Consider the following 23345-nt stretch of genomic DNA (forward strand, 5'->3'; position numbering starts at 1 on the left):
TCTTCAGTCGTGGATCGAGCAGAGGTAGTTGGCGACCTGCGCATTGTCCCAATACACGCCGGCGGTCGGGCTGTAGCGGCCCGTGGTCTGCAGCTCGCTCCACATCGTCTTCAGGTCGTTCAGGTCGATGAAGTCGATCAGTTTCTGCTCGAGGTTCAGGTAAGCCGCCACGAGGTGCATGCCGACCTTGTTCGTGTCGAACGACTGCGGGTTCAGCATGTCTTCCAGCTTGGCGCAGAAGTATGAGCCCGGCTCGTAGCACTTGCCATTGTCGTATGAGGCAGCCCGTACCGGACAGGCCGTGCCGGGGCTGGCCGCATAAAAGACATCGGTGAACTTGAGGTCGCGCGACACCGGCCAGGCGTGCTGGGGCTGTTTCCAGTAACCGGGCGACAGGCCGCCGCAGGCCGGCGCCTTCGGCCCATAATGACTCGTCGACAAGCCGTCCGACAGCGAGCCCGAAGGCGATCTGCAGACCATCGACGCCATCGCCGATTTGCTTTCCAGCGTCGCGAGTACCCCCGCGCCCATGCCGGCTTTGGCCAGGCGACGGCGTGCCGCGCCCCGTTTGGTCAAGGACGGCGCCGGTTCGATCTTGTCGTTATCTTGATGTTCGGTAGCCACGTGCGTTCCCCAAAATGTTGTCGCTCACTGAGGGCGACCAGTACCTGATCAAGCAAGTTTTACGCCAACGTGGTTCCTGGAAGAAAAACTTACATTAAATCAGGTGCTTATTTTGGCGCCGTACCACCCAGCAACCACTATTGTATGTTGGAACACTGAGTGGTGTAAAAAATATCGACGACTGATGTTATCAGAAGAAGCTTTCCGGGATGACGAGGACGTCGCCCGGACGCATCGGCACGTTGGCCGAGATGTCGCCATCCTTGATCAGGTCGTCCAGGCGGACGTTGAAGCGTTGTTGCTTGCCGTCCACGTTACGGATCAGGCTGGCGCGATTGCCCGCCGCGAATTCGGTGGTGCCGCCGACGGCGATCATCACGTCCATCAGGCTCATGTCGCGGCGATATGGCAGCGCCTGCGGCTTGGTCGCCTGGCCGATCACACGGATCTGTTCGGAGTAATTGCCGATGAAGTTCGTGACGACGACGGTGACGACCGGTTGCTGGATGTACTTGGCCAGGGCTTTTTCGATGTCACGCGCGAGCGCGGTCGACGTCTTGCCGGCGGCCGGCAGGTCCTCGACGAGCGGCGTCGTGATCTTGCCGTCCGGACGGACCGGCACCGACATCGACACTTCCGGGTTGCGCCAGACGATGATGTTGACGGCATCGCCCGGCCCGATCAGATATTGGGAATCGGTCACCTGCGTCTCGATCGGCTGTTGGCCACCACGCGTTGCGCAACCGCCCAGCGCCAGCACGCATGCAGCGGCGAGCACGATCGCCGAATATTTCCCCAGGTTCGCCTTGTACTTGCCCACGTCAGATCCCTTTCGGTAAAGCCATTGTTATAAAGCCATTAACAGATTGGTATTGTATAGCATAGTGCCAAATGAACAGACGCCGCACAATATAAATTGTTCATGGTCATGACGTGCTTGCGGCTTTTCTGCCTATTTTTTTCGCAACAAGTCCCGGACATGGTTCACCGGAATCGCATACGTGATCCCGCTCGGCGCCGAGATCGCCGTCTCCTTCAATCCTTTGACGAACACGGCATTGATCACGCCGAGCACCTTGCCAGTGGCGGGATCGTAGACGGGACTGCCGCTGTTGCCCGGATACGCCGTCCCGTCGAGCTGGAAGATATTGAAGGGTTCGCGTTGCAGTGCGGCGATCTGGCGCGGGTCGAGGCTGCGTGCGCCGAGCGACGGACGGACGATGGGCGTGATCGCCGCGAGCGTCGCCCGGTGCGTGGCTGCATGCAGGCCCAAGGCCATGGCCAACGGAAAACCCGTCAATGCCAGTTCCTGGCCTTCCTGGACCGTATCCGAATCGCCCAGCTCGAGCGCGGGCAGCGGTGTGCCGGACAGGCGCAGGTGGGCCAGGTCGTGTTCGTTGTCACGCGCCACCAGTTCGGCCGGGCGGAAGCGCACGCCTTCTCCGTCCGGCAAGACGATGCCGAGCTGTACCATTTTGCCGTCGGCCGGCGTGGCCGGTACGACGTGGGCATTGGTAATGACGTCCAGGCCGTCCCCGACGACGAAACCGGTACCGTTGAAGACGGTCGACGGGCTGCGGGTCCGCTCGAACGTACCGATACCGACGACCGAGCGTTTGATGACCGGCACGATGGGCCGCAGGTCGGTCGCCATCGACTGGCCAGGCAACACGCCTGCCGCCAGCGCGCCTGCCGCCAGTAACGCCGTCAATCCGCGGCGGCGTGACCAGAATCTATTACGAAACGGCATCAACCGTGCACCCCCTTTTGCAATTTAGACATTACAATAAAGCGTTAGAATTTGAAAAATTGCTGAAACGTAAGTCTACGCGATGCGATCGCTCACCGTCCGCTGTCAGCGTTGAAGGCGTACAACGGTTTAACGATTTTTTATTAAATCCATGCTAATAATTCACGGATATTAAGCAAAAAACCCCACGGTCCTCAGCTTGCTCGGTGGCATTTGCGTTGCAGATGAGGCACTCCCGAATGAGCTCACCATATTTTTCTCGCGTGTAATTGCAATTGCTCGGGGTACAAGCGATCATGCGAGATATTTGATTATTTTTTAGGCCCCTCTTCCCCACGGGTAACGGGTCGTTCATGGCGAGACTGACGAGATGGCAGAGATCACAGCCGTACTTCTAAACTTCCTCAAGGCGATTGGCAAATACCGTTGGCATGCCGTCGTCATCACCTGGGTTGTCGCATTGATCGGCTGGGCGGTGGTATTGCGCCTGCCCAATCAGTACGAAGCGTCGGCACGCGTGTATGTCGACACGCAAAGTATTCTGAAGCCACTGCTTTCGAATATGACGACCGTGCCCAACCTGGAGCAACAGGTCACGTTCATGCGCCGCACGCTGATCAGCCGCCCGAACGTCGAGCGCTTGATGCGCATGGTCGACCTCGACGTCAAGGCCAAGGACAGCAAGGAACACGACAAGATCGTCGATGAACTGATATCGCAGATCAAGATCACCGGCACGGAGCGCGACGACATTTATACGCTGACGTATATGTCCGACAATCCGAAACTGGGCAAGGACGTCGTGTCGTCCCTGCTCACGATCTTCGTCGAGGGCAGCTTCAGCGGCAAGAAACAGGACTCCGAAAAGGCGGTCCAGTTCATCGACGACCAGATCAAGACGTACGAGGAAAAACTGGCCGCGGCCGAAAACTCGCTGAAAGAGTTCAAGCTCAAGAACCTCGGCATGCTGCCGGGTGGCGGCAGTGGTACCGGCGACTTCGGCGGACAGCTGCAAACGGCGACCGACCAGCTGAGCCAGGCCCGGCTGGAACTGGCCGAAGCGGAACAGGCGCGCAATGCGATCCGCCGCCAGATCGACGGCGAACCGGCCAAGCCGGGCACCGTGACGGTCGACCCGGCCCTCGTGGATCCGGAACTGGAATCGCGCATCGCACTGGCCCAGAAGAACCTGGACAACCTGCGCCTGCAATACACGGAACAGCATCCGGACGTGATCGCCAACCGCCGCCTGCTCGATCAGCTGATGGCGCAGAAGGCCGATCTCGCCAAGAACAAGAAGCGCAGCCTCGACCCGGGCGCCAGCTACAGCCCGATGCTGCAGCAGCTGAACGTGTCGCTGTCGCAGGCCGAGGCCCGCGTGGCGTCGATGCGCGCCCGCGTCGCGGAATACGAGAATCGCGTGGCACGCCTGCGTAACCAGAGCACGACGGCGCCGGAAATCGAAGCGCAGTTCGCCCAGCTGAACCGCGACTACAACGTCAACCGCGAAAACTACCAGAAGCTGGTCGAACGCCGCGAGTCGGCGCGCCTGTCGGGCGACCTGTCGTCCGCCACCGACATGCTGCAGTTCCGCGTGATCGATCCGCCGACCGTGCCGAACCATCCGAGCGGCCCGAACCGCCTGCGCCTGTTCTCGCTGGTGTTCGTCGGCGCCCTCGTCGCCGGCCTGGCCGTCGCGTTCCTGATGAGCCAACTGCGTCCGACCTTCCTGAGCCAGAGCACGCTGCGCGACGTGACCGGCCTGCCGGTGCTGGGTTCGATCGGCATGAACTGGACGCCGGAACAGACCGTCAAGCGCAAGCGCCGCCTCGTCGCTCTCGCGAGCTCGGTCCTGCTGCTGTTCGGCGCCTATGGCGTCGGGATGGCTGCCATCCTGGTCCGTCCCACGCTTTAAGATTAAGGAGTACACCGTGAGCATCATCGAAAAAGCGGCCAGCCGGATCGACCTGCAGCGCAACACGCCCGCCGTCGCCAAGACGCCGGAAACGGCCACCGTCGACGTCGTCGAGGCGGACGCGCCTGTCGTAGCGCCCACTGTGCCGGCGCACGCAGCACCGGCAGCAGAAGCCGCCGCGGCCCAGGCAAGCGCAGCCGCCGCCGAAGCGCCTCCGGCGCAAAAATTCTCGACCCGCCGCGTGGAACTGGACCTGAACCGCATGCGCGACCTGGGCATGGTCACCGCCGCCGGCGGCCGCACGCGCCTGCTGGAAGACTTCCGCGTCATCAAGCGTCCGCTGCTGCAGCGCGCCTTCGCCGAACGGGCGGAAGGCGAGAAGCCCGGCAACCTGATCATGGTGACGAGCTCGCTGCCGGGCGAAGGCAAGACCTATTGCGCGATCAACCTGGCGATGAGCATCGCGATGGAACTCGACCATACGGTGCTGCTCGTCGACGCCGACGTCGCGCGCCCGTCGGTGCTGCGCTCGCTCGGCCTGCCCGCGCACCGCGGCCTGATGGACATCCTGCTGGACGACAAGATCGACATGGCCGACGTCATGCTGCGCACCAACGTCGACACGCTGTCGATCCTGCCGGCCGGCACCAGCACCCCGCGCGCGACCGAGTTGCTGGCCAGCTCGTCCATGAGCTCGCTGGTGGACGAGATCGCCCACCGCTATCCGGACCGCATCGTGATCTTCGACTCGCCGCCACTGCTGCTGACGAGCGAATCGCGCGTGCTGGCCTCGCACATGGGCCAGATCGTCATGGTGGTCGAAGCCCAGACGACGACCCAGCATGCGGTCAAGGAAGCGCTGCACCAGCTGGAAGGCTATCAAAACGTCAATCTCATCTATAACAAGACCAGGGAGTTCCCCGGCATCGAAGAAACGTATGACTATCACTACGGCTAATTTGTCCGTCCACCGGCCGGTCAAATGGCCGCGCAGCGCCGCCCTCCGGCTCACGCCGCTTGCAGTGGCGGCACTGTTGCTGTCGAACCAGGCGTGGGCACAATGGCGGGTCATCCCCACGATCCAGTTGCGCGAAACGTATTCCGACAACGCGAGCAACCAGGCGGACGATCAGGCCCACGGCAGCTTCATCAGCGAAGCGGCGCCCAGCCTGAGCATCACCGGCACCGGTCCGCGCCTGAAGGTCGCGGCGAGCGCGGAATGGCGCAAGTTCGCCTATAGCAACGACGACATCGGCAACACGCGCAACAGCGACCGCCGCTACCAGGCCGTGGCCAACGCCATCGCCGTCAGGGACTGGCTGTATGTGGACACCAGCGCGAGCGGTTCGCGCCAGGCCGTGTCGGCGTTCGGCCCGCTGCCGAACAATTCGTACACGGCCAACAACGGCACGGACATCCGCACCTGGAGCATCAGCCCTTACGTGCGCCACCAGTTCGGCACGACGGCCACCCTCAACGCCCGCTACCAGCGCGATTCGGTCGAAGGCGGCACCGGCAGCGGTTTCGGCAACAGCCTGGCCAGCACGGGTGCGTTCGACGTGGCCAGCGGTCCGGCATTCCCCGACCTCGGCTGGAACGTGCATTATTCGCACCAGGACATGAGCGCCCAGCGCACGGGCAAGACGACGAACGAGAACAGCCTCGCCGGCCTGCAGTACCGCGCCACGTCGCACCTGAGCCTGACCTCCAGCGTCGGCTACGACAAGTACGAATACAGTGCGCTCTCCGAAAAGACGAGCGGCCGCAGCTGGTCCGCCGGTTTCATCTGGCAACCGTCGACCCGCACCCGCATCGCGGCCACGGTCGGCCACCGTTACTTCGGCAACACGGGTTCGCTCGACGCCAGCTACCGCACGCCGCACACCGTGTGGACGGTGACCTATGCCGACATCGTCACGACGTCGCGCCAGCAATTCCTGCTGCCGGCCGCGGTCGATACGGCCGCCATGCTGGACCAGATGCTCGTCAGCCGCTATCCCGATCCGGTGCAGCGCCAGCAGATCGTGCAGGCCTATATCGCGCAAGCGGGCCTGCCGCCCACGCTGCCCAGCGCCATCCCCTACCTGAGCAACCGCTACATGCGCAACAAGCGCCTGCAGGGCGGCGCCACGCTCCGCGGGGCGCGTAGCACGCTGCTGTTCACCGTGTTCAAGGAACGCATGAACGCCCTGTCGCTGCAGCAGGAAGACAGCACCCTGCTGCCATCGCAGCTGAGCTCCCTGAACGAGGACACGGACCAGAAAGGCGCCAGCGCGAGTGCCGACTACAAGCTGTCCTCGCGCACGTCGGCCCACGCGAGCCTGTACGGCGTGAACGTCAAGTCGCTGCGCACCGGCGTCACCAACGACGTCCGCCAGCTGAGCATGGGACTGAGCAGCCGCTTCGACACCAAGACCACCGGATCGCTCGACCTGCGCCACTCGAAAGGCCGCGCCGGCGTATTCGACAACCGCGACTACCACGAGAACGCGATCGTGGCGACGCTTACCGTCCAGTATTGAGCCCGCGGAGGCATACGATGTACGAGTCTTTTTACGGATTATCCGCCAAACCTTTCCAGCTGCGCCCGGACCCGCATTTCTTCTTCGGCAGCAAAGGCCACAAGCGCGCCATGGCCTACCTCGAGTACGGCCTGTCGCAGGGCGAGGGCTTCATCGTCATCACCGGTGAAGTCGGCGCGGGCAAGACCACGCTCGTGCGCAACCTGTTCAACCGGCTGCCCTCCGACCAGATCGTGGCCGCCCACATCGTCAACACGCACCTCGATCCGGACGACACCCTGCGCATGGTCGTCTCGGCCTTCGGCCTGCCGTACGAGGGCGCCAGCAAGACGGACCTGCTCACGCGCCTGGAAAAATTCCTGTGCGACGTCGACCACCAGGGCAAGCGCGCCCTGCTCGTGATCGACGAAGCCCAGAACCTGTCCGCGCGCACGGTCGAAGAGCTGCGCATGCTGTCGAACTTCCAGACCGACGACAAGTCGCTGCTGCAGACCTTCCTGCTCGGCCAGCCCGAATTCCGCACCACCCTGCACAGCCCCGGCATGCAGCAGCTGCGCCAGCGCGTGATCGCCAGTTACCACCTGGGCCCGATGGATGCGCAGGAAACCCGCGCCTACGTCGAGCACCGCCTGGCCACCGTCGGCTGGAAGAGCGACCCGGCGTTCGACGACGGCGCGCACGACGCGATCTATGCCTACAGCGGCGGCATCCCGCGCAAGGTCAACACGCTGATGGACCGCGTGCTGCTGATGGGCTTCCTGGAAGAGATGCACGCGTTCGGCGAGCAGGACATCAATACCGTCGTCAAGGACATCAGCGAAGAATTCCAGGTGCCCGACCCGGTCGGCACGCCGGCACCGGACACGCTGCCGGGCCACCTGTCCGATGACGATGGGGACGCGGACTACAAGACCGGCCTGCGCACCATCGACCAGCGCATCGGCGAGCGCCGCGTCAGCAGCGTCGAAGTGCTCGACGAACGCATGATGCGCCTGGAGAAATCGATCGTTTCCGTGCTGTCGATCCTGAAGAAGATCGTCGCCACGCCCCACGGGGCGGTAACCCACCCTATGGATAATCAAGAATGAACATGGTCGAACTCGCCCCGCGGCCCGTGCCGGCCCCGGGGCAACGCATCCGCAATGCGATGACCTGCGACGTCGAGGATTACTTCCAGGTCTCGGCATTCGCCCCCTACATCGATCGCGCCAGCTGGCCGACGCGCGAATGCCGCGTCGAAGCCAACATGGATCGCATCCTTGGACTGTTCGAACGCCACGGCGTGCGCGCCACCTTCTTCACGCTGGGCTGGATCGCCGAACGCTATCCGCAGGTGGTGAAACGCATCGTCGCCGCCGGCCACGAACTGGCCAGCCACGGCTACGGTCACCTGCGCGCCTCGGACCAGACCCGCGCCGAATTCGCCAACGACATCCGCTCCGCCAAGGCGCTGCTGGAAGACATCGGCGGGCAGGCCGTGCTGGGCTACCGCGCGCCCAGCTTCTCGATCGGCCGCGACAACCTGTGGGCGCTCGACGAGCTGCTCGACGCCGGCTACCGCTACAGCTCCAGCATCTACCCGGTCGTGCACGACCACTACGGCATGCCGGAAGCGCCGCGCTTCGCGTTCTACCCGAACGGCACCGACGGCCTGCTGGAAATCCCGATCACGACCGTGCAGATGATGGGCCGTAACCTGCCGGCCGGCGGCGGCGGCTATTTCCGCCTGCTGCCGTACGCGCTGTCGCGCTGGATGATGGCCAAGGTCAACCGCGAGGATGGCCAGCCCGCCCTGTTCTACTTCCACCCGTGGGAAGTGGACCCCGGCCAGCCGCGTCCCGAAGGCCTCGGCGCCAAGGCGCGCTTCCGCCACTACATCAACATCGACCGGATGGAACGCCGCATCGAATCCCTCGCGCGCGACTTCGCGTGGGACCGCATGGACAACATCTTCCTGAACCGCCCATGAACTCGATCATCGAAGCCGCACAGGCCAAACGGGCCGCGCCCGTCATGGCCACTTCTCCCATGACGCTGCACCTGCTGCAACCGCACGAATATCCCCGCTGGGACGCATTCGTGCGCGCCTGCCCGGACGCCACCTTCTTCCACCTGTCCGGCTGGCAGAAGGTCATCGAAGGCTCGTTCGGCATCAAGACCTGGTTTTATTACGTGCAGCAGGACGGCCAGATCCTCGGCGTCCTCCCCCTCGCGGAAATCAGGAGCCGCCTGTTCGGCCACTCGCTGGGCGCGATGCCGTTCTGCGTGTACGGCGGCCCGGCCGCCACGACCGATGCGGCGCGCGCCATGCTCGACCAGGCCGCGCACGAACTCGCACAGAAGCTCGGCGTCGGCCATCTGGAATACCGCGGCATGCAGCGCTTCCACCCGGACGACGCCAGCTGGCACACGAAGGAGTTGTACGTCACGTTCCGCAAGGAGATCACGGGCGACGACGAGGCCAACCTGAACGCCATCCCGCGCAAGCAGCGCGCGATGGTCCGCAAGGGCATCAAGCTGGGCCTGCGCGGTGAAGTCGACGACAACGTCGACCGCATGTTCGAAGCCTACGCCCGCAGCGTGCACCGCCTGGGCACGCCGGTGTTCCCGAAAAAATACTTCGCCATGCTGCAGGAAGTCTTCGGCGACGAGTGCGAAGTGCGCACCATCGTCACGGAAGACAACCGCCTCGTGGCCGCCGTGCTGTCGTTCTACTGGCGCGACGAAGTCGTGCCCTATTACGGCGGCGGCATGGACCTCGCGCGCGAAGTGGCCGGCAACGACTTCATGTACTGGAACCTGATGCAGGCAGCAAGCGCGCGCGGCTGCCGGCTGTTCGACTTCGGCCGCAGCAAGCTGGGCACCGGCGCCTACGACTTCAAGAAGAACTGGGGCTTCACGGCGCAGCACCTGCCGTACGAGTACAAGCTGTACGGCGCGACCGCGCTGCCGGACAACAATCCGCTGAACCCGAAATACCAGCTGTTCATCAAGATGTGGAAGAAGCTGCCGCTGCCGGTGGCGAATTTCATGGGCCCCTACATCGTCCGTAACCTGGGATAAGCGATGGAAGACCTGCTGCTGCTGATCCACCGGATCCCGTATCCGCCCAACAAGGGCGACAAGATCCGCTCGTACCACCTGCTCAAGCACCTGGCCCGGCACTACCGCGTGCACCTGGCCACGTTCGTGGACGACCCCGACGACTGGCAGTACGTGCCGCATGTCGAGGCGCTGTGCGCCAGCAGCCATTTCGCCGGCATGAAGCCCATGCTGGCGCGCGTGCGCAGCCTGCAGGCCCTGCTGAAGAACCGCTCGCTGTCGCTCGAGTACTACCGCGACGCCTCGCTTGCGCGCTGGGTCGACGCCACCGTGGCGAAACACAAGATCGAGCGCGTGCTCGTGTTCTCGTCGGCGATGGCGCAGTACGCCGACCCGTACCGCTCGGCGCGCCGCGTCGTCGACTTCTGCGACGTCGACTCGGACAAGTGGAGACAGTACGCCGAACAGAAATCGTGGCCGATGAACTGGCTGTACCGCTACGAGGCGCGCCAGCTGCTGGCATACGAACGTCGCGTGGCGCGCGACTACGACGCGTCGCTGTTCGTCTCGGCGCCGGAGGCGGATCTGTTCCGCCAGCTGGCGCCGGAAAGCAGGGCCAAGATCGGCCACTTCAGCAACGGCGTCGACACCGACTACTTCTCGCCCGAGCACCCGCATGCGAATCCGTATGCGCCGGACGAGCGCGCCCTCGTGTTCACGGGTGCGATGGATTACTGGCCGAACGTGGATGCCGTGCAGTGGTTCGCGGCCGACGTCTTCCCGCGACTGCGCGAGCGCTTCGGCGACGTGAAGTTCTACATCGTCGGCTCGCGCCCGGCGCCGGCCGTGCAGGAACTGGCCAGGCTGCCGGGCGTCGTCGTGACGGGCACCGTGCCCGACGTACGGCCTTACATCGCGCATGCCGCCGTGTCGGTGGCACCGCTGCGGATCGCGCGCGGCATCCAGAACAAGGTGCTGGAAGCGATGGCGATGGCGACGCCGGTCGTCGTGTCGCCGCAGGCGCTGGAAGGCATCGACGCCGTGCCGGGCAGCGAACTGGTACTGGCCGAGGATGCCGGCGCCTTCGTCGACGCCGTGAGCACGCTGCTGGCCGGCCAGGACAGCGCGGCCGCCGCGATCGGCGCCGCCGCCCGCGCCAAGGTCCAGCGCCGCTACAGCTGGTCCAGCAACCTGGCCTGTATTGGGGAGAGTCTCGAATGTTCCTGAAACCGCCGCCCGGCGTGATCAACGCCACTTCCGCTCCCATCTCGCGCCAGGGCACGGCGCTGATCGTGCTGGCCCTGCTCGCGCCGTTCCTGCTGTACCTGGGCACCGTGCGCTCGATCGTCTCGGTGTGGAACAGTTCCGAAACCTTCGCCCACGGCTACGTGATCCTGCCGATCAGCCTGTGGCTCATCTGGCGCCGGCGCGAGAATTTCAGCCTGTACCCGCCGCAGCCCTGGCCGCCCGCGCTGCTCCTGCTGGGCGTCCTCGGCGCCGGCTGGCTCGCGGCCCAGCTGGGCGAGGTGCAGGTCGTGTCGCAATACTCGTTCGTCGCGATGTTCCCCGTCGCCGCGCTGGCGCTGTTCGGCCCGCGCCTGGCCGGCTCGCTCGCCTTCCCCCTGCTGTTCCTGCTGTTCGCGGTGCCGTTCGGCGAAATCTTCGTGGCACCGCTGATCCAGTTCACGGCCGACTTCACGGTGTGGGCCGTGCGCGCCACCGGCATCCCCGTGCTGCGCAGCGGCACCCGCTTCGAACTGCCGACCGGCAGCTGGTCCGTGGTGGAAGCCTGCAGCGGCGTGCGCTACCTGATTTCCTCGATCACGCTGGGCTGCCTGTACGCCTACCTGACCTACCGGTCCATGCTCCGGCGCGCGCTGTTCATCGGCCTGTCGGTCATCGTCCCCATCATCGCCAACGGCCTGCGCGCCTACATGATCGTGATGATCGGCCACCTCTCCGGCATGGAGCTGGCGACCGGCGTCGACCACATCATCTACGGCTGGCTGTTCTTCGGTCTCGTCATGTTCGTCATGTTCTGGATCGGCAGCTTCTGGCGCGAAGATACCGTCGCCGCGCCGGCTTCCGCCTCCGCGACTGCGGCCACGTCCGCATCCGCGCCGCGCGCCGCCGGCACGCCACGCCGCCTGCCGGCGATGGTGATCGGCGTGCTGCTCGTGTGCGCGTTCTGGCCCGCGCTGGCGCTGGTGGGCGAGCGCGCCAACCACAATCCGGCCCCCGTACGCCTGGCCGACGTCGCCGTGACGGCGCCGGCCGCGGCCGACTTCGCGGACTGGAAGCCCTTCTACATGGAACCGGATGCGCGCTTCCACCGCGCCTACCAGGCCGGCGGCGTGCCCGTCAGCCTGACCGTCCTGTACTACCGCAACCAGAACCCGGACAAGAGCCTGATCAGCTCCATGAACCGCCTGAACGGCTACGAGGATGCCTGGCACGAGGTCGAAGGCACGTCGCGTGCCGAGACCGTCGCCGGCACGCCGGTCACGCTGCACGAAGGCATCCTGCGCACGCCGCAGAGCGCGATCATGGTCTGGTCCTTCAAATGGGTCGGCGGTCATTACACCGGCAACGACGCCGTCGGCAAGCTGTGGCAGGCCGCGAACAAGGCGCTGCTGCGCGGCGACGACGGCGCCGCCGTGATGCTCGCCGTCCCGTACGACAACGACAAGGAACGGGCGCGCGCCGCGCTGCACCGCTTCCTGGCCGAACAGGGCCCGGCACTGGACCAGGCGCTGAACGCGACCCGCACCCGCCAATAACACAACGCGACAACCAGAACGGAAAACGACCATGCGTGTACTGCACGTCCTCGACCACTCGATCCCGCTGCACAGCGGCTATACCTTCCGCACCCGTTCGATCCTGCGCGAACAACGCGCGCTCGGCTGGGAAACCTTCCACGTCACCGGCGCCAAGCAGAATTCCGGCGACATGCTGGAAGAAACCGTCGACGGCCTGCACTTCTACCGCACGCCGGAATCGAAGGGCGCGCTGGCGAAGATGCCCGTGCTGAACCAGGTGAACGTGATCGACGGCCTGGCCAAGCGCCTGGCCGAGATCATCCCGCTCGTGAAACCGGACGTCCTGCACGCGCACTCGCCGTCGCTGAACGCGATCGCCGCGCTGCGCGCCGGCAAGCGCTTCAACATCCCCGTCGTGTACGAAGTGCGCGCGTTCTGGGAAGACGCCGCCGTCGACCACGGCACCAGCACGGAGAACGGCCTGCGCTACCGCCTCACGCGCGCGCTCGAGACCTATGCGCTGAAGCAGGCCGACGCCGTCACCACGATCTGCGAAGGCCTGCGCAAGGATATCGTCGCGCGCGGCGTCCCGGCCGACAAGGTCACGGTGATCCCGAACGCGGTCGACATCGAAAAATTCTCGATGGGCGGCACGCCCGACTTCGGACTGAAGGAACAACTGGGCCTCGCCGGCTCGCGCCTGATCGGCTTCATCGGCTCGTTCTACGCGTACGAAGGCCTGGACGTGCTGCTGCGCGCCGTGCCGACGCTCGTGGCGCGCATGCCGGACCTGCGCGTGCTGCTCGTCGGCGGCGGCCCGCAGGACGCGCAATTGCGCCAGATGGCGAAAGACCTGAACATCGCCGACAAAATCGTGTTCACGGGCCGCGTGCCGCACGACCAGGTCAACAAGTACTACGACCTGCTCGACGTGCTCGTGTACCCGCGCCTGTCGATGCGCCTGACGGACCTCGTCACGCCGCTCAAGCCGCTGGAAGCGATGGCGCAGGGCCGCATCCTGGCCGCATCCGACGTCGGCGGCCACCTGGAACTGATCGCCGACGGCAAGACCGGCGTGCTGTTCCGCGCCGACGATCCGGACTCGCTGGCCGACAAGGTCGGCGCGCTGCTCGCCGCGCAGGAGACGTGGCCGCAGCTGCGCCAGGCCGGCCGCCACTACGTCGAGACGGAACGCAACTGGAAGGTCAGCGTGGGCCGCTATCCGGCCATCTACGGCCGATTGACGCAGAAGGCGCTGGCGGCATGATGGAACTGCGACGATGAATGCACCTGCTCCTGCACTCACCCCGGCCGGCGTCGACACCCGGCCGCTGGTCGTGCACCTCGTGTATTCGCTCGGCGTGGGCGGCCTGGAGACGCTGCTCGTCGACTGCATCAACCGCATGCCGGCATGGCGCCACGCCGTCGTCTGCCTGACGACCTATACGTCGTTCGCCGACCGCATCGCCCGCCGCGACGTCGAGCTGCACGCGCTCGGCAAGCCGCCGGGCCTCGGCCTCGGCACGCACCTGACGTTCTGGCGCCTGATGCGGCGCCTGCGCCCCACCGTGCTGCACACGTACAACCTGGCTGCGCTGGAATACGCGTTCACGGCGACGCTGGCCGGCGTCCCCGTGCGCATCCACGCGGAACACGGCCGCGACGCGAGCGATCCGCACGGCCTGAACCCGAAGCACAACTTCCTGCGCCGCCGCCTTGTGCCGTTCGTCGACCGCTTCATTCCCGTCTCGGAAGACCTCAACCGCTGGCTCGGCGACGTCGTGCGCATCCCCACCGCGAAGACGCTGTTCATCAAGAACGGCGTCGACACGGACAAATATGCGCCCGGCGGCACGCCCGCGGCGGACGCGCCCTTCGATGCGGACGACATCGTGATCGGCACCGTGGCCCGCGTGCAGGACGTCAAGAACCACCGCGCCCTCGTCGACGCGTTCGCGCGGCTGCGCAATCAGCTGCCTCGACTCGCGCCGCGCCTGAAGCTGGCGATCGTCGGCGACGGCCCGCTGCTGCCGGCCGTGCGCGAACAGGTCGCGCAGCTCGGTCTCGACGGCGCCGTGTGGCTGCCCGGCGCACGCGCCGACATCGCCGCGGTGCTGCACACGTTCTCGATCTTCGCCCTGCCCTCGCTGGCGGAAGGCACGCCCGTCTCGATGCTGGAAGCGATGGCATGCGGCCTGCCCGTCGTCGCCTCGCGCGTCGGCGGCATTCCGGAAGTCGTCGACGAAGGGGTGCAGGGCCTGCTGGTGCCGGTCGGCGACGTCGACGCATTGGCGGCCGCGCTGGCGCGCTACGCGCAGGATGCCGGCCTGCGTACCACCCACGGCGTTGCTGCCCGCGCGCGCGTGGAAGACCGTTTCAGCCTGCGCGCCATGGTGGCCGCGTACGGCGCGCTGTACGACGGACTTTGCCGAAACAAGGCACACTGACGCGTTACCGTTTCACCCAACACAAGCAAGAAAGCCAACATCATGTGCGGAATAGTCGGAATCTTTGACACCCAGGGCAACCGGGAGATCGACCGCGAAGCGCTGCGGCGCATGAACGAAAGCCAGCACCATCGCGGTCCCGACGAAGGCGAGCTGTATCTGGAAAAAGCCCTGGGCATGGGCCACCGTCGCCTGTCCGTGATCGACGTGGCCACGGGCCAGCAGCCGTTCCTGAACGCCGCGCGCGACGTGGCCCTCGTGTTCAACGGCGAAATCTACAACTACCGGCTGCTCCGCGACGAACTGGTCGCGCTGGGCCACGTGTTCCGCACGAAGTCGGACACGGAAGTCGTCATGAACGCCTGGATCGCGTGGGGCGAGGACTGCGTGCGCCGGCTGCGCGGCATGTTCGCGTTCGGCGTATGGGACCGCAGGAAGCAGACGCTGTTCCTCGCGCGCGACCACGTGGGCGTGAAGCCGATGTTCTATTCGCTGCTGCCCAGCGGCCTGTTCGTGTTCGGCTCGGAACTGAAGTCGATCATGACCTTCCCCGAACTGTCGCGCAAGCTGAACCCATGCGCCGTCGAGGATTACTTCGCCTACGGCTACGTGCCGGAGCCGAACACGATCTTCCACAACGCCTATAAACTCAGCCCCGGCCACTCGATCCTGCTGAAGGTCGGCGACCGTGCCGTGCAGCCGAAGCGCTGGTGGGACCTGTCGTTCAACGTCGCGCCGGCGCGGCCGGAAGCGGACGTCGAGGCGGAGCTGATCGAGCGCGTGCGCGAAGCGGTGAAGAGCCAGATGGAAGCGGAGGTGCCGCTGGGCGCCTTCCTGTCCGGCGGCGTCGATTCCAGCGCCGTCGTCGCGATGATGGCGGGCGAGCGTGACGGCACGGTCAGCGAGGGCGTGACGACATGCTCGATCGGCTTCGACGATCCGGAATTCGACGAGACCCAGTACGCGATGCAGGTGGCGCAGCGCTACCGCACGCACCACCACGCGCAGATCGTCGACAAGAACGACTACGGCCTGATCGACACGCTGGCGCATTTGTACGACGAGCCGTTCGCCGACAGTTCCGCGATCCCGACCTACCGCGTGTGCCAGCTGGCGCGCCGCCACGTGACGGTGGCGCTGTCGGGCGACGGCGGCGACGAGAACTTCGCCGGCTACCGCCGCTACCGCTTCGCGATGGCCGAGCACAGCGTGCGCTCGAAGGTGCCGGAAGCGATCAGGAAGCCGCTGTTCGGCACCCTGGGTAGTTTGTACCCGAAGGCCGATTGGGCACCACGCGTGTTCCGCGCCAAGACGACGTTCGAGTCCATTGCGCGCGACCTGGTGGAGGGCTACTTCCACGGTGTGTCGCGCCTGCCGGACCGCCAGCGCGACCTGCTGTTCTCGGATACGTTCCGGAGCGACCTGCAAGGCTACCGCGCGATCGACGTGATGCGCGCGCATGCCAAGGAGGCGCCGACCGACGATCCGCTGTCGCTGATCCAGTACCTCGACTTCAAGACCTGGCTGCCGGGCGACATCCTGACGAAGGTCGACCGCGCCAGCATGGCCCACTCGCTGGAAGTGCGCGTGCCGCTGCTCGACCACGAATTCTGCGAATACGCGGCGACGCTGCCCCCGAGCCTGAAACTGCGCGGCGGCGAGGGCAAGTACATCCTGAAAAAATCGCTGGAACCACACCTGCCGCACGACATCATGTACCGCGCCAAGAAGGGCTTCTCGATCCCGCTGGCGGCCTGGCTGCGCGGCCCGCTGCGCGACGCCGTGCGCGAGGCAGTGCTGGGCGCGCGCCTGGTCGATACCGGCATCTTCAACCGGCGCTACCTGGAAAAGCTGGTGGCCGAGCACCACGCCGGCACGGCCGATCACAGCGTGGCGTTGTGGTCGCTGATGATGTTCGACGCGTTCCTGCGGGTCAGCGCCGGAGCATGAGGACGCAACATGCGTGACATCATCCTTCTCATGGCGATGCTGGCCAGCATCCCGTTCGCGCTCAAGCGCCCCATCGTGGGCGTGCTGGTGTATGCAGTCTTCAGCCTGATGAATCCGCACAGGCTGACCTTTGGCTTCGCCAGTTTCTTCCCGTTCGCGATGATCATGGCGGCGGTCACACTGCTGTCCGCCCTGTTTTCGAAAGAACAGAAAAAGCTCCCGTTCACGCCGGTCGTCGTCCAGCTGATGATCGTGATCTTCTGGGTCACGCTGACGGCGGTGTTCGCGCTCAACCAGGCCGGCGCCTGGGAGCAGTGGAGCACCGTCATGAAGACGATGCTGATCGTCGTCCTGACGATCGCGGTCACGCGCACCGTCAACGACGTGAAGGCCCTGGTGCTGACCGTCGCCGCGTCGCTGGGATTCTGGGGCTTCAAGGGCGGTCTCTGGACCATCATGACAGGCGGCCATAACGGTGTGATCGGCCCGCAAGGCACCTATATCGGCGACAACAACACCCTGGCACTGGCCATGGTGATGAGCGTCCCGCTGATCATGGCCGTATCATCGTTCGCGCCCACCAAATGGACGAAGCGCGCGGCCATCGTCGTGGCACTGCTCACCGGCGTATCGGTCATCGGCTCCTATTCGCGCGGCGCCCTGCTGGGCGGCACGTGCATGGCCTTGTTCCTGTGGCTGAAATCGAGTTCGAAGGTCAAGACCGGCATGCTGTTCGCGCTGGCGATTCCGCTGCTCCTCGTCGCGATGCCGTCCGCCTGGATGGACCGGATGCATTCCATCGACAACTACAAGGAAGATCCCTCGGCGCTGGGCCGCATCAACTCCTGGGGCTTCGCGATCAACGTCGCCAACCACCTGCCGCTCGGCGGCGGCTTCGCGACGTTCACGCCGCAGATCTTCCAGCTGTACGCACCCGATCCCACTGTGTTCTTTGTCGCCCACAGTATCTACTTCCAGGTACTGGGGGAGCACGGCTACTTCGGCCTGATCCTGTACCTGCTGATGTTCTTCTTCGCGTGGCGCACCGGTTCGCGCATCGTGAAGAAGTGCGGCAAGGATCCGGAGCTCGCCTGGGCCGCGACGACGGCCCGCATGTGCCAGGTCAGCATCATCGGCTACATGACGGCGGGTGCGTTCCTGGCGATGGCCTATTACGACTTGCCGTACTATGTCCTGGCGATCCTCGTGTGCCTCGAGAAGGTGTTGTTCATCGCACCGCAGCCGGACAACACGCCGCCGCTGCGCCTGCCCTTCCTGTCGCGCCGCAAGGCACGGACGGACGCCTGGAAGCAGGCGGCGCCAGTGGCGACGCCCCGCAAGCGCTAGACCAGCACTTCCAGCGGCGCCGGGTGTCCCAGGAAGGCGCCCGGACTGGCCGTGGGGCCGTAGGCGCCGGACTGGAACACGACGACCAGGTCGCCGACCTGCGCATGCGCCAGCTCCATGCGGTCGGCCAGGATGTCGAGCGGGGTGCACAGCGGCCCCGTCACGCTGGCCGGGCCGCTGTCCACGGCCGCCATGCGGTTGCCCACGGCGACCGGATAATTCTTGCGGATGACCTGCCCCAGGTTGCCGGATGCGGCCAGGTGGTGGTGCATGCCGCCGTCCGTCACGAGGAAGACTTCGCCGCGCGAGACCTTGCGGTCGACGACGCGTGCCACGTACACGCCGCATTCGCCGACGAGGTAGCGTCCCAGTTCGAGCGCCAGCCGCGCCTGCGGCAGCGCCGCCGTCAGGCTCTCCACCTCGGGCGCCAGCCGCGCGGCGATCGGCGCCACATCGAGTCTTTCCTCGCCCGGAAAATACGGGATGCCGAAACCGCCGCCGATGTTCACCTGGCGCACAGGCACGGGCGCCGCCTCGGCCAGGCGCAGCGCGAGCGCGATGCTGCGCGCCTGCGCGTCGATGATGGCGTCGGCACGCAGGCTCTGCGAACCGGCGAAGATGTGAAAGCCCTGGAAGTCGACGTTCAGCGTCCCCGCCAGGCGCAGCACGCGCGGCACCTCTTCGGCGTCGATGCCGAACGGCTTGGCGCCGCCGCCCATCTTCATGCCGGAGGATTTCAGTTCGAAGTCCGGATTCACGCGCAGGGCGATGCGCGGCGCGATGCCGAACGCGTCGCCGATGCGCGCGAGGGCGATCAGTTCGCGCTCCGATTCCACGTTCACGCAGACGCCGGCCGCGACGGCTTGCGCCAGCTCGTCCTCCTGCTTGGCCGGACCCGCGAAGCTGATGCGCGCCGGCGCCATGCCGGCATCCAGCGCCGTTTTCAGCTCGCCGCCTGACGCGACGTCGAGACCGTCGACGAGGCCCGCCATGTGCTGCACGAGCGCCGGCATCGGATTGGCCTTGATCGAGTAGTGCAGCAGGACGCCTTGCGGCAGCTGGGCGCGCAGGTCGCGCACGCGCTGCGTGCACAGGGCGCGGTCGTAGGCGAAGAAGGGCGTGCGGCCCACGCGCTGCGCGAGCCGGTTCAGCGGGATGCCGCCGACCTGCAGGACGTCGTCGACGACGGGAAAGTGGATCTGCGGTGCGTGGCGCGGTTTGTTCATTGTGCTTCGTTCGTGTGCAGGGTTTGGCGCAGCAAATTGCGGTCGATCTTGCCGTTCGGGTTGCGCGGCAGCGGACCGGCGCGCAGGTCGATGCGGGCCGGGACCATATAGGCCGGCAGGCGGCGCTTGCATTCGGCCAGCAGGGCGGCGCCGTCGATGGCCCCCTCCTCCACCGGCACGGCGACCACGGCGATCGCCTGGCCCAGTTGCGGATGCTCGATGCCGAAGGCCGCCACCTCGGCGACGAGGCCGGTCGCGTGCAGCACGGATTCGATCTCGGTGGGGCTGATGCGGTAGCCGGACACCTTGATCATGTCGTCGCTGCGGCCGATGAAATACAGGTAACCGTCGGCGTCGCGGCGCACCGTGTCGCCCGACCACACCGCGAGTTCCGGCACGGGCAGGCCCGGATCCTGGCCGGGTGCGGGACGGAACCGCTGCGCCGTGCGCGCCGGGTCGTTCCAGTAGCCCAGCGCGACGAGCGCGCCGCGGTGCACGAGTTCACCCGGCTCGTCGGCATCGCACGGCGTGCCGTCCGGGCGCACGACGAGGATCTCGGCGTTCGGGATCGCGCGGCCGATCGAATCGGGACGGCGCGCGACTTCCTCCGGCGGCAGGTACGTGGAGCGGAACGCTTCCGTCAGGCCGTACATCAGGAAGATCCGCGTGTCCGGCAGGATCTCTCGCAACGCCTGCACCGTCGGCACCGGCATGGCGCCGCCGGAATTCGTGATGAAGCGCAGCGTGCAAGCGGCGGGCCATGCGAGGCGCGCCAGCGCGATCCACAGCGGCGGCACGGCGGCGAGGCCCGTGATGCGTTCGCGCGCGACCATCGTCACGATGTCCTTCGGGAACAGGTAGTTCATCAGCACGACACAGGCGCCGCGCAGGAAGGCCGTCGTCAGTTGCGACAGGCCGTAGTCGAAACTGAGCGGCAGCACGGCGAGCAGGCGGTCGTCGCTGCGCAGGTCCAGGTAGCTGGCCACGCTCTGCGCGCCCGCGACCATGTTCCGGTGCGACAGCACGACGCCCTTCGGCTGGCCCGTGCTCCCCGACGTGTACAGGATCGCGGCGACGTCGGTGTCGATACGACGGTGCGGCGCCGGGTCGCCGGTTTGCGGTTCGGGCCACGCCAGCACCGGCACGGCGGCGGGTACGGACGCGGCGTCGCCGTCGGCCAGCAGCACGGCACGCAGGTCCGGGCAGCGTTCCAGCACGGGCGCCAGCTGCGCGAGGCGTTCGGCCGTCGTGGCCAGCAGGCGCACGTTGCAGTCGGCGAGGATGTACGCAACCTGCTCGGGCTTGAGCAGCGGATTGACGGGTACGAAGACGCAGCCGGCGGCTGCGGCGCCGAACATGGCAGCCACGTTCTCGATGCGCTTTTCCATGTACACGGCCACGCGCGCGCCCGCTTCCAGGCGTGCGTCCAGCAGCAGCGCGGCGACGGCGCGCACGTCGTCGGCCAACTGCGCATAGCTGCAGCGCCTGTCGCCGTACGCGAGCGCTTCGGCGGCGGGTGCGCGCGCCGCGGTCTCGAACAGGGAGTCGTGGATCAAATGGTTCATCAATGCCATAGGGTCTGCCAGCAGGCGTGATCGGGCAAACGCCAATCTTACCAGTTCGACCCATCGAACCGTAGAGGAAGCGCTCGCATGAACCGGCGCGTCACGGTGAGGCAGCGTCAGCGGGAACAGCCGTGCAGTCTAGTGTCCGATCGTCGTTTGAACCCGCACCGGCACCGCCCTGCAGACCCAGGTGTGTTGTTGCAGAGCCTCATCCTGCGCGCCTTGTCTACGGCACGCGCTGGTATGTTGTTAGGAATATGCGCCATTATCCTATAGGACTAGACTTACATTTTCTCTGCTGTTAGCATATTTATATTCGTCATTGACAGACTGCAAAGAACGAGCTCGGACCGATATGCCCACGTCGCAGCGTTTCCTGTCCTGATGAACTTCCTGACCGTCGAAAAACGCCTGCTACGTTCCGGCGAGGTGTTCTGCGCCTGGTTGGTACCGGGAATCCGATCACTTTGCCTGCACGGGCTGACCGGATTGATCGACGTACCGTAAAAAAAATCGGCGATGTCTGCTGTCTTCGTCCGCAGTGCAGTAGACAAGCAGGGCCTAAGACCCTGCGATTCCAAACACGAACTGAATATCGCTGAATCAGCAAGTCATCATCACGCAATCGGTTGTGTGGAAAATTTCGAAAAACTTTGACGTCGATAACTCAAGACGAACTGCATATGAAAATGCAAAAAAACTCCGAGCTCGCTACACCCGACACCAATGCAATGATTGCACAGGCTGCACCGTTGGTGGTCGATCTGGACGGCACGTTGACGCCGACGGACACACTTGTCGAGAGTGTCCTTCAGCTGATCAAACAGGCTCCGCTGAACCTCTTCCTGCTGCCCTTCTGGTTGTTGCGAGGAATAGCCTATTTCAAGGCAAAAGTCGCTGGTGCGACCACTTTTTCTGCGCGAAGTCTGCCATATCGTGAAGACCTTCTGCGCTTTCTTACCGAGCAAAAGGCCGATGGGCGCCGGCTTGTGCTGGCCACGGCAGCCCATCAATCGATTGCCAACGCGGTCGCTGCCCATATCGGGCTGTTCGATCTGGTGATCGCTTCGGACGCCAATTGCAATCTCAAGGGCGAGCGTAAACTGGCGGCGATACGCGAACAGGTGGGTCACGCCTTTGTGTACGCCGGCGATAGCAAGGTCGATTTGCCGATCTGGCGTAGCGCCCGTGCCGCCATACTGGTCGACGTCGGCGACAGCGTGTCGCGCGCAGTCAGACAATCCGTTCCGACGGAACGGGAATTCCGCACGGCGAAATCGCTACTGAAAACGTGGGCCAAGGCTTTGCGCGTGCATCAATGGCTGAAAAATCTGCTCATCTTCGTGCCGCTGTTGACCGCATTTTCGTTTTCAAGCACTGCGGCCGTGCTGACGGTTCTGTTGGCGTTTCTGTCGTTTTCGTTCGCTGCGTCCGCAACCTACATCGTCAACGATCTTTCGGACCTGAGCAGCGACCGCGCTCACGTTCGCAAGCGCGCACGCCCGTTTGCCTCCTGCGCGATCAAAATCGTCGACGGCATTGGAGCCGCCATTGCGCTGATGAGCGGCGCATTCTTGCTCTCGGCATTCGTATCGCCAAGCTTTTCGCTCGTCCTGCTGACGTATGTGGTCATTACGACGGCCTATACATGGCGCCTGAAAGAGTACGTTTTGCTCGATGTCCTGACATTGGCCGTTTTATATACCGTACGCATCGTTGCCGGTGCGTTGGCCATCGGGGCCCCGATGAGCCCATGGCTACTCGCCTTTTCCGTATTCATATTTTTCAGCCTGGCGTTGGTCAAGCGCTGTTCGGAACTCGTTTCGCTTCGCTCAGCGGACATCGAAGCTGCCAAGGGGCGCGATTACCGGACCACCGATCTCGTCGTACTGTGGCCGCTGGGCGTTGCCGCAGCAATGTCGTCCGTCGTCATTTTCTGCCTGTTCGTTTCGGCGTCGGTAACGCGGGAACGCTACGCCACGCCGGAAGTGTTGTGGATTGTCGCGCTGGGTCTGATTTACTGGCTGACACGCCTGTGGATAAAGACGGCGCGCGGCGAAATGCATGACGATCCCATCGTCTACGCGCTCAAGAACCGCGGCAGTTGTCTGACCATCGCGATCTGCGTCGGCGCAATGGTGTTCGGACATTTTGTCGAGATTTTGCCGGATTAATAGAACGATGTCGGAATTGTC

At 65.1% G+C, this 23345-nt stretch carries 19 protein-coding genes; 14 read left to right on the plus strand and 5 right to left on the minus strand.

Features of this window, described 5'->3' with window-relative positions; all coding sequences use genetic code 11:
* Positions 1-3 precede the first annotated feature (3 nt).
* From ACEN9H_RS29480 to ACEN9H_RS29490, 3 genes are all read right to left on the minus strand, one after another.
* Positions 4-624 (minus strand): hypothetical protein, encoded by a 621-nt coding sequence (locus ACEN9H_RS29480; RefSeq protein ID WP_413673033.1) that lies wholly within the window; start codon positions 622-624, stop codon positions 4-6.
* Positions 625-814: 190 nt separating this feature from the next.
* A complete protein-coding gene (locus ACEN9H_RS29485) occupies positions 815-1444 on the minus strand; it encodes an XrtA/PEP-CTERM system exopolysaccharide export protein (protein ID WP_056134225.1) in 630 nt (209 codons plus the stop codon).
* A gap of 132 nt (positions 1445-1576) precedes the next feature.
* Entirely contained in the window at positions 1577-2335 is a 759-nt protein-coding gene (locus ACEN9H_RS29490) for a S1C family serine protease (RefSeq protein ID WP_413337316.1), read from the minus strand.
* Between the two features lie 409 nt (positions 2336-2744).
* On the opposite strand from ACEN9H_RS29490, the gene ACEN9H_RS29495 reads away from it, so the two are divergent.
* Genes ACEN9H_RS29495 through ACEN9H_RS29550 form a run of 12 tightly spaced genes read left to right on the plus strand, consistent with a single transcriptional unit; the run spans position 2745 to position 18359 of the window.
* The gene (locus tag ACEN9H_RS29495) at positions 2745-4289 is read left to right on the plus strand and encodes an XrtA system polysaccharide chain length determinant (RefSeq protein WP_371764200.1); all 1545 of its coding nucleotides are present in this window, start codon (positions 2745-2747) and stop codon (positions 4287-4289) included.
* Positions 4290-4305: 16 nt separating this feature from the next.
* Entirely contained in the window at positions 4306-5247 is a 942-nt protein-coding gene (locus ACEN9H_RS29500; protein WP_413673034.1) for an XrtA-associated tyrosine autokinase, read from the plus strand.
* Positions 5228-6811, plus strand: coding sequence for a TIGR03016 family PEP-CTERM system-associated outer membrane protein (locus ACEN9H_RS29505; protein ID WP_160406952.1), 1584 nt, complete (start codon positions 5228-5230; stop codon positions 6809-6811). The genes ACEN9H_RS29500 and ACEN9H_RS29505 overlap by 20 nt, the downstream gene beginning before the upstream one ends.
* A 17-nt stretch (positions 6812-6828) precedes the next feature.
* Positions 6829-7899: an XrtA/PEP-CTERM system-associated ATPase gene (locus ACEN9H_RS29510; RefSeq protein WP_413673035.1), complete on the plus strand. Its 1071-nt coding sequence runs from the start codon at positions 6829-6831 to the stop codon at positions 7897-7899.
* Entirely contained in the window at positions 7896-8780 is an 885-nt protein-coding gene (locus tag ACEN9H_RS29515) for an XrtA system polysaccharide deacetylase (protein ID WP_413337311.1), read from the plus strand. The genes ACEN9H_RS29510 and ACEN9H_RS29515 overlap by 4 nt, the downstream gene beginning before the upstream one ends.
* Positions 8777-9874: a FemAB family XrtA/PEP-CTERM system-associated protein gene (locus ACEN9H_RS29520; protein WP_413673036.1), complete on the plus strand. Its 1098-nt coding sequence runs from the start codon at positions 8777-8779 to the stop codon at positions 9872-9874. Before ACEN9H_RS29515 ends, ACEN9H_RS29520 begins: the two co-directional genes overlap by 4 nt.
* A 3-nt stretch (positions 9875-9877) precedes the next feature.
* Entirely contained in the window at positions 9878-11080 is a 1203-nt protein-coding gene (locus tag ACEN9H_RS29525) for a TIGR03087 family PEP-CTERM/XrtA system glycosyltransferase (RefSeq protein WP_413673037.1), read from the plus strand.
* A complete protein-coding gene (gene xrtA / locus ACEN9H_RS29530) occupies positions 11071-12633 on the plus strand; it encodes an exosortase A (protein WP_413673038.1) in 1563 nt (520 codons plus the stop codon). Before ACEN9H_RS29525 ends, xrtA begins: the two co-directional genes overlap by 10 nt.
* 31 nt (positions 12634-12664) lie before the next feature.
* Complete coding sequence (locus ACEN9H_RS29535; protein WP_413673039.1) at positions 12665-13882, plus strand: TIGR04063 family PEP-CTERM/XrtA system glycosyltransferase; 1218 nt, start codon at positions 12665-12667, stop codon at positions 13880-13882.
* 13 nt (positions 13883-13895) lie between these two features.
* On the plus strand, positions 13896-15062 hold the full coding sequence (locus ACEN9H_RS29540) for a TIGR03088 family PEP-CTERM/XrtA system glycosyltransferase (RefSeq protein WP_413673040.1): 1167 nt from the start codon (positions 13896-13898) through the stop codon (positions 15060-15062).
* A 42-nt stretch (positions 15063-15104) separates the two neighbouring features.
* Positions 15105-17012 (plus strand): XrtA/PEP-CTERM system amidotransferase, encoded by a 1908-nt coding sequence (locus ACEN9H_RS29545; RefSeq protein WP_413673041.1) that lies wholly within the window; start codon positions 15105-15107, stop codon positions 17010-17012.
* Positions 17013-17021: 9 nt separating this feature from the next.
* Positions 17022-18359, plus strand: a complete 1338-nt coding sequence (locus tag ACEN9H_RS29550) for a putative O-glycosylation ligase, exosortase A system-associated (RefSeq protein WP_413673042.1) — start codon at positions 17022-17024, stop codon at positions 18357-18359.
* On the opposite strand, the gene ACEN9H_RS29555 is transcribed toward ACEN9H_RS29550, so the two are convergent.
* Both ACEN9H_RS29555 and ACEN9H_RS29560 read right to left on the minus strand, forming a co-directional pair.
* Positions 18356-19585, minus strand: coding sequence for a pyridoxal-dependent decarboxylase, exosortase A system-associated (locus ACEN9H_RS29555; protein WP_413673043.1), 1230 nt, complete (start codon positions 19583-19585; stop codon positions 18356-18358). The genes ACEN9H_RS29550 and ACEN9H_RS29555 overlap by 4 nt on opposite strands.
* Positions 19582-21150: an acyl-CoA ligase (AMP-forming), exosortase A system-associated gene (locus ACEN9H_RS29560; RefSeq protein WP_413675646.1), complete on the minus strand. Its 1569-nt coding sequence runs from the start codon at positions 21148-21150 to the stop codon at positions 19582-19584. The genes ACEN9H_RS29555 and ACEN9H_RS29560 overlap by 4 nt, the downstream gene beginning before the upstream one ends.
* 384 nt (positions 21151-21534) lie before the next feature.
* On the opposite strand from ACEN9H_RS29560, the gene ACEN9H_RS29565 reads away from it, so the two are divergent.
* Together ACEN9H_RS29565 and ACEN9H_RS29570 are read left to right on the plus strand one after the other, a co-directional pair.
* Positions 21535-21657 (plus strand): hypothetical protein, encoded by a 123-nt coding sequence (locus ACEN9H_RS29565; RefSeq protein WP_413673044.1) that lies wholly within the window; start codon positions 21535-21537, stop codon positions 21655-21657.
* Positions 21658-21833: 176 nt separating this feature from the next.
* Positions 21834-23324 carry a UbiA family prenyltransferase gene (locus ACEN9H_RS29570; RefSeq protein ID WP_413673045.1) on the plus strand — a complete coding sequence of 497 codons (1491 nt, stop codon included), beginning with the start codon at positions 21834-21836 and terminating at the stop codon, positions 23322-23324.
* Positions 23325-23345 lie beyond the last annotated feature (21 nt).

Source organism: Massilia cellulosiltytica (assembly GCF_047325105.1).
Lineage (GTDB): Bacteria > Pseudomonadota > Gammaproteobacteria > Burkholderiales > Burkholderiaceae_D > Telluria > Telluria orientalis.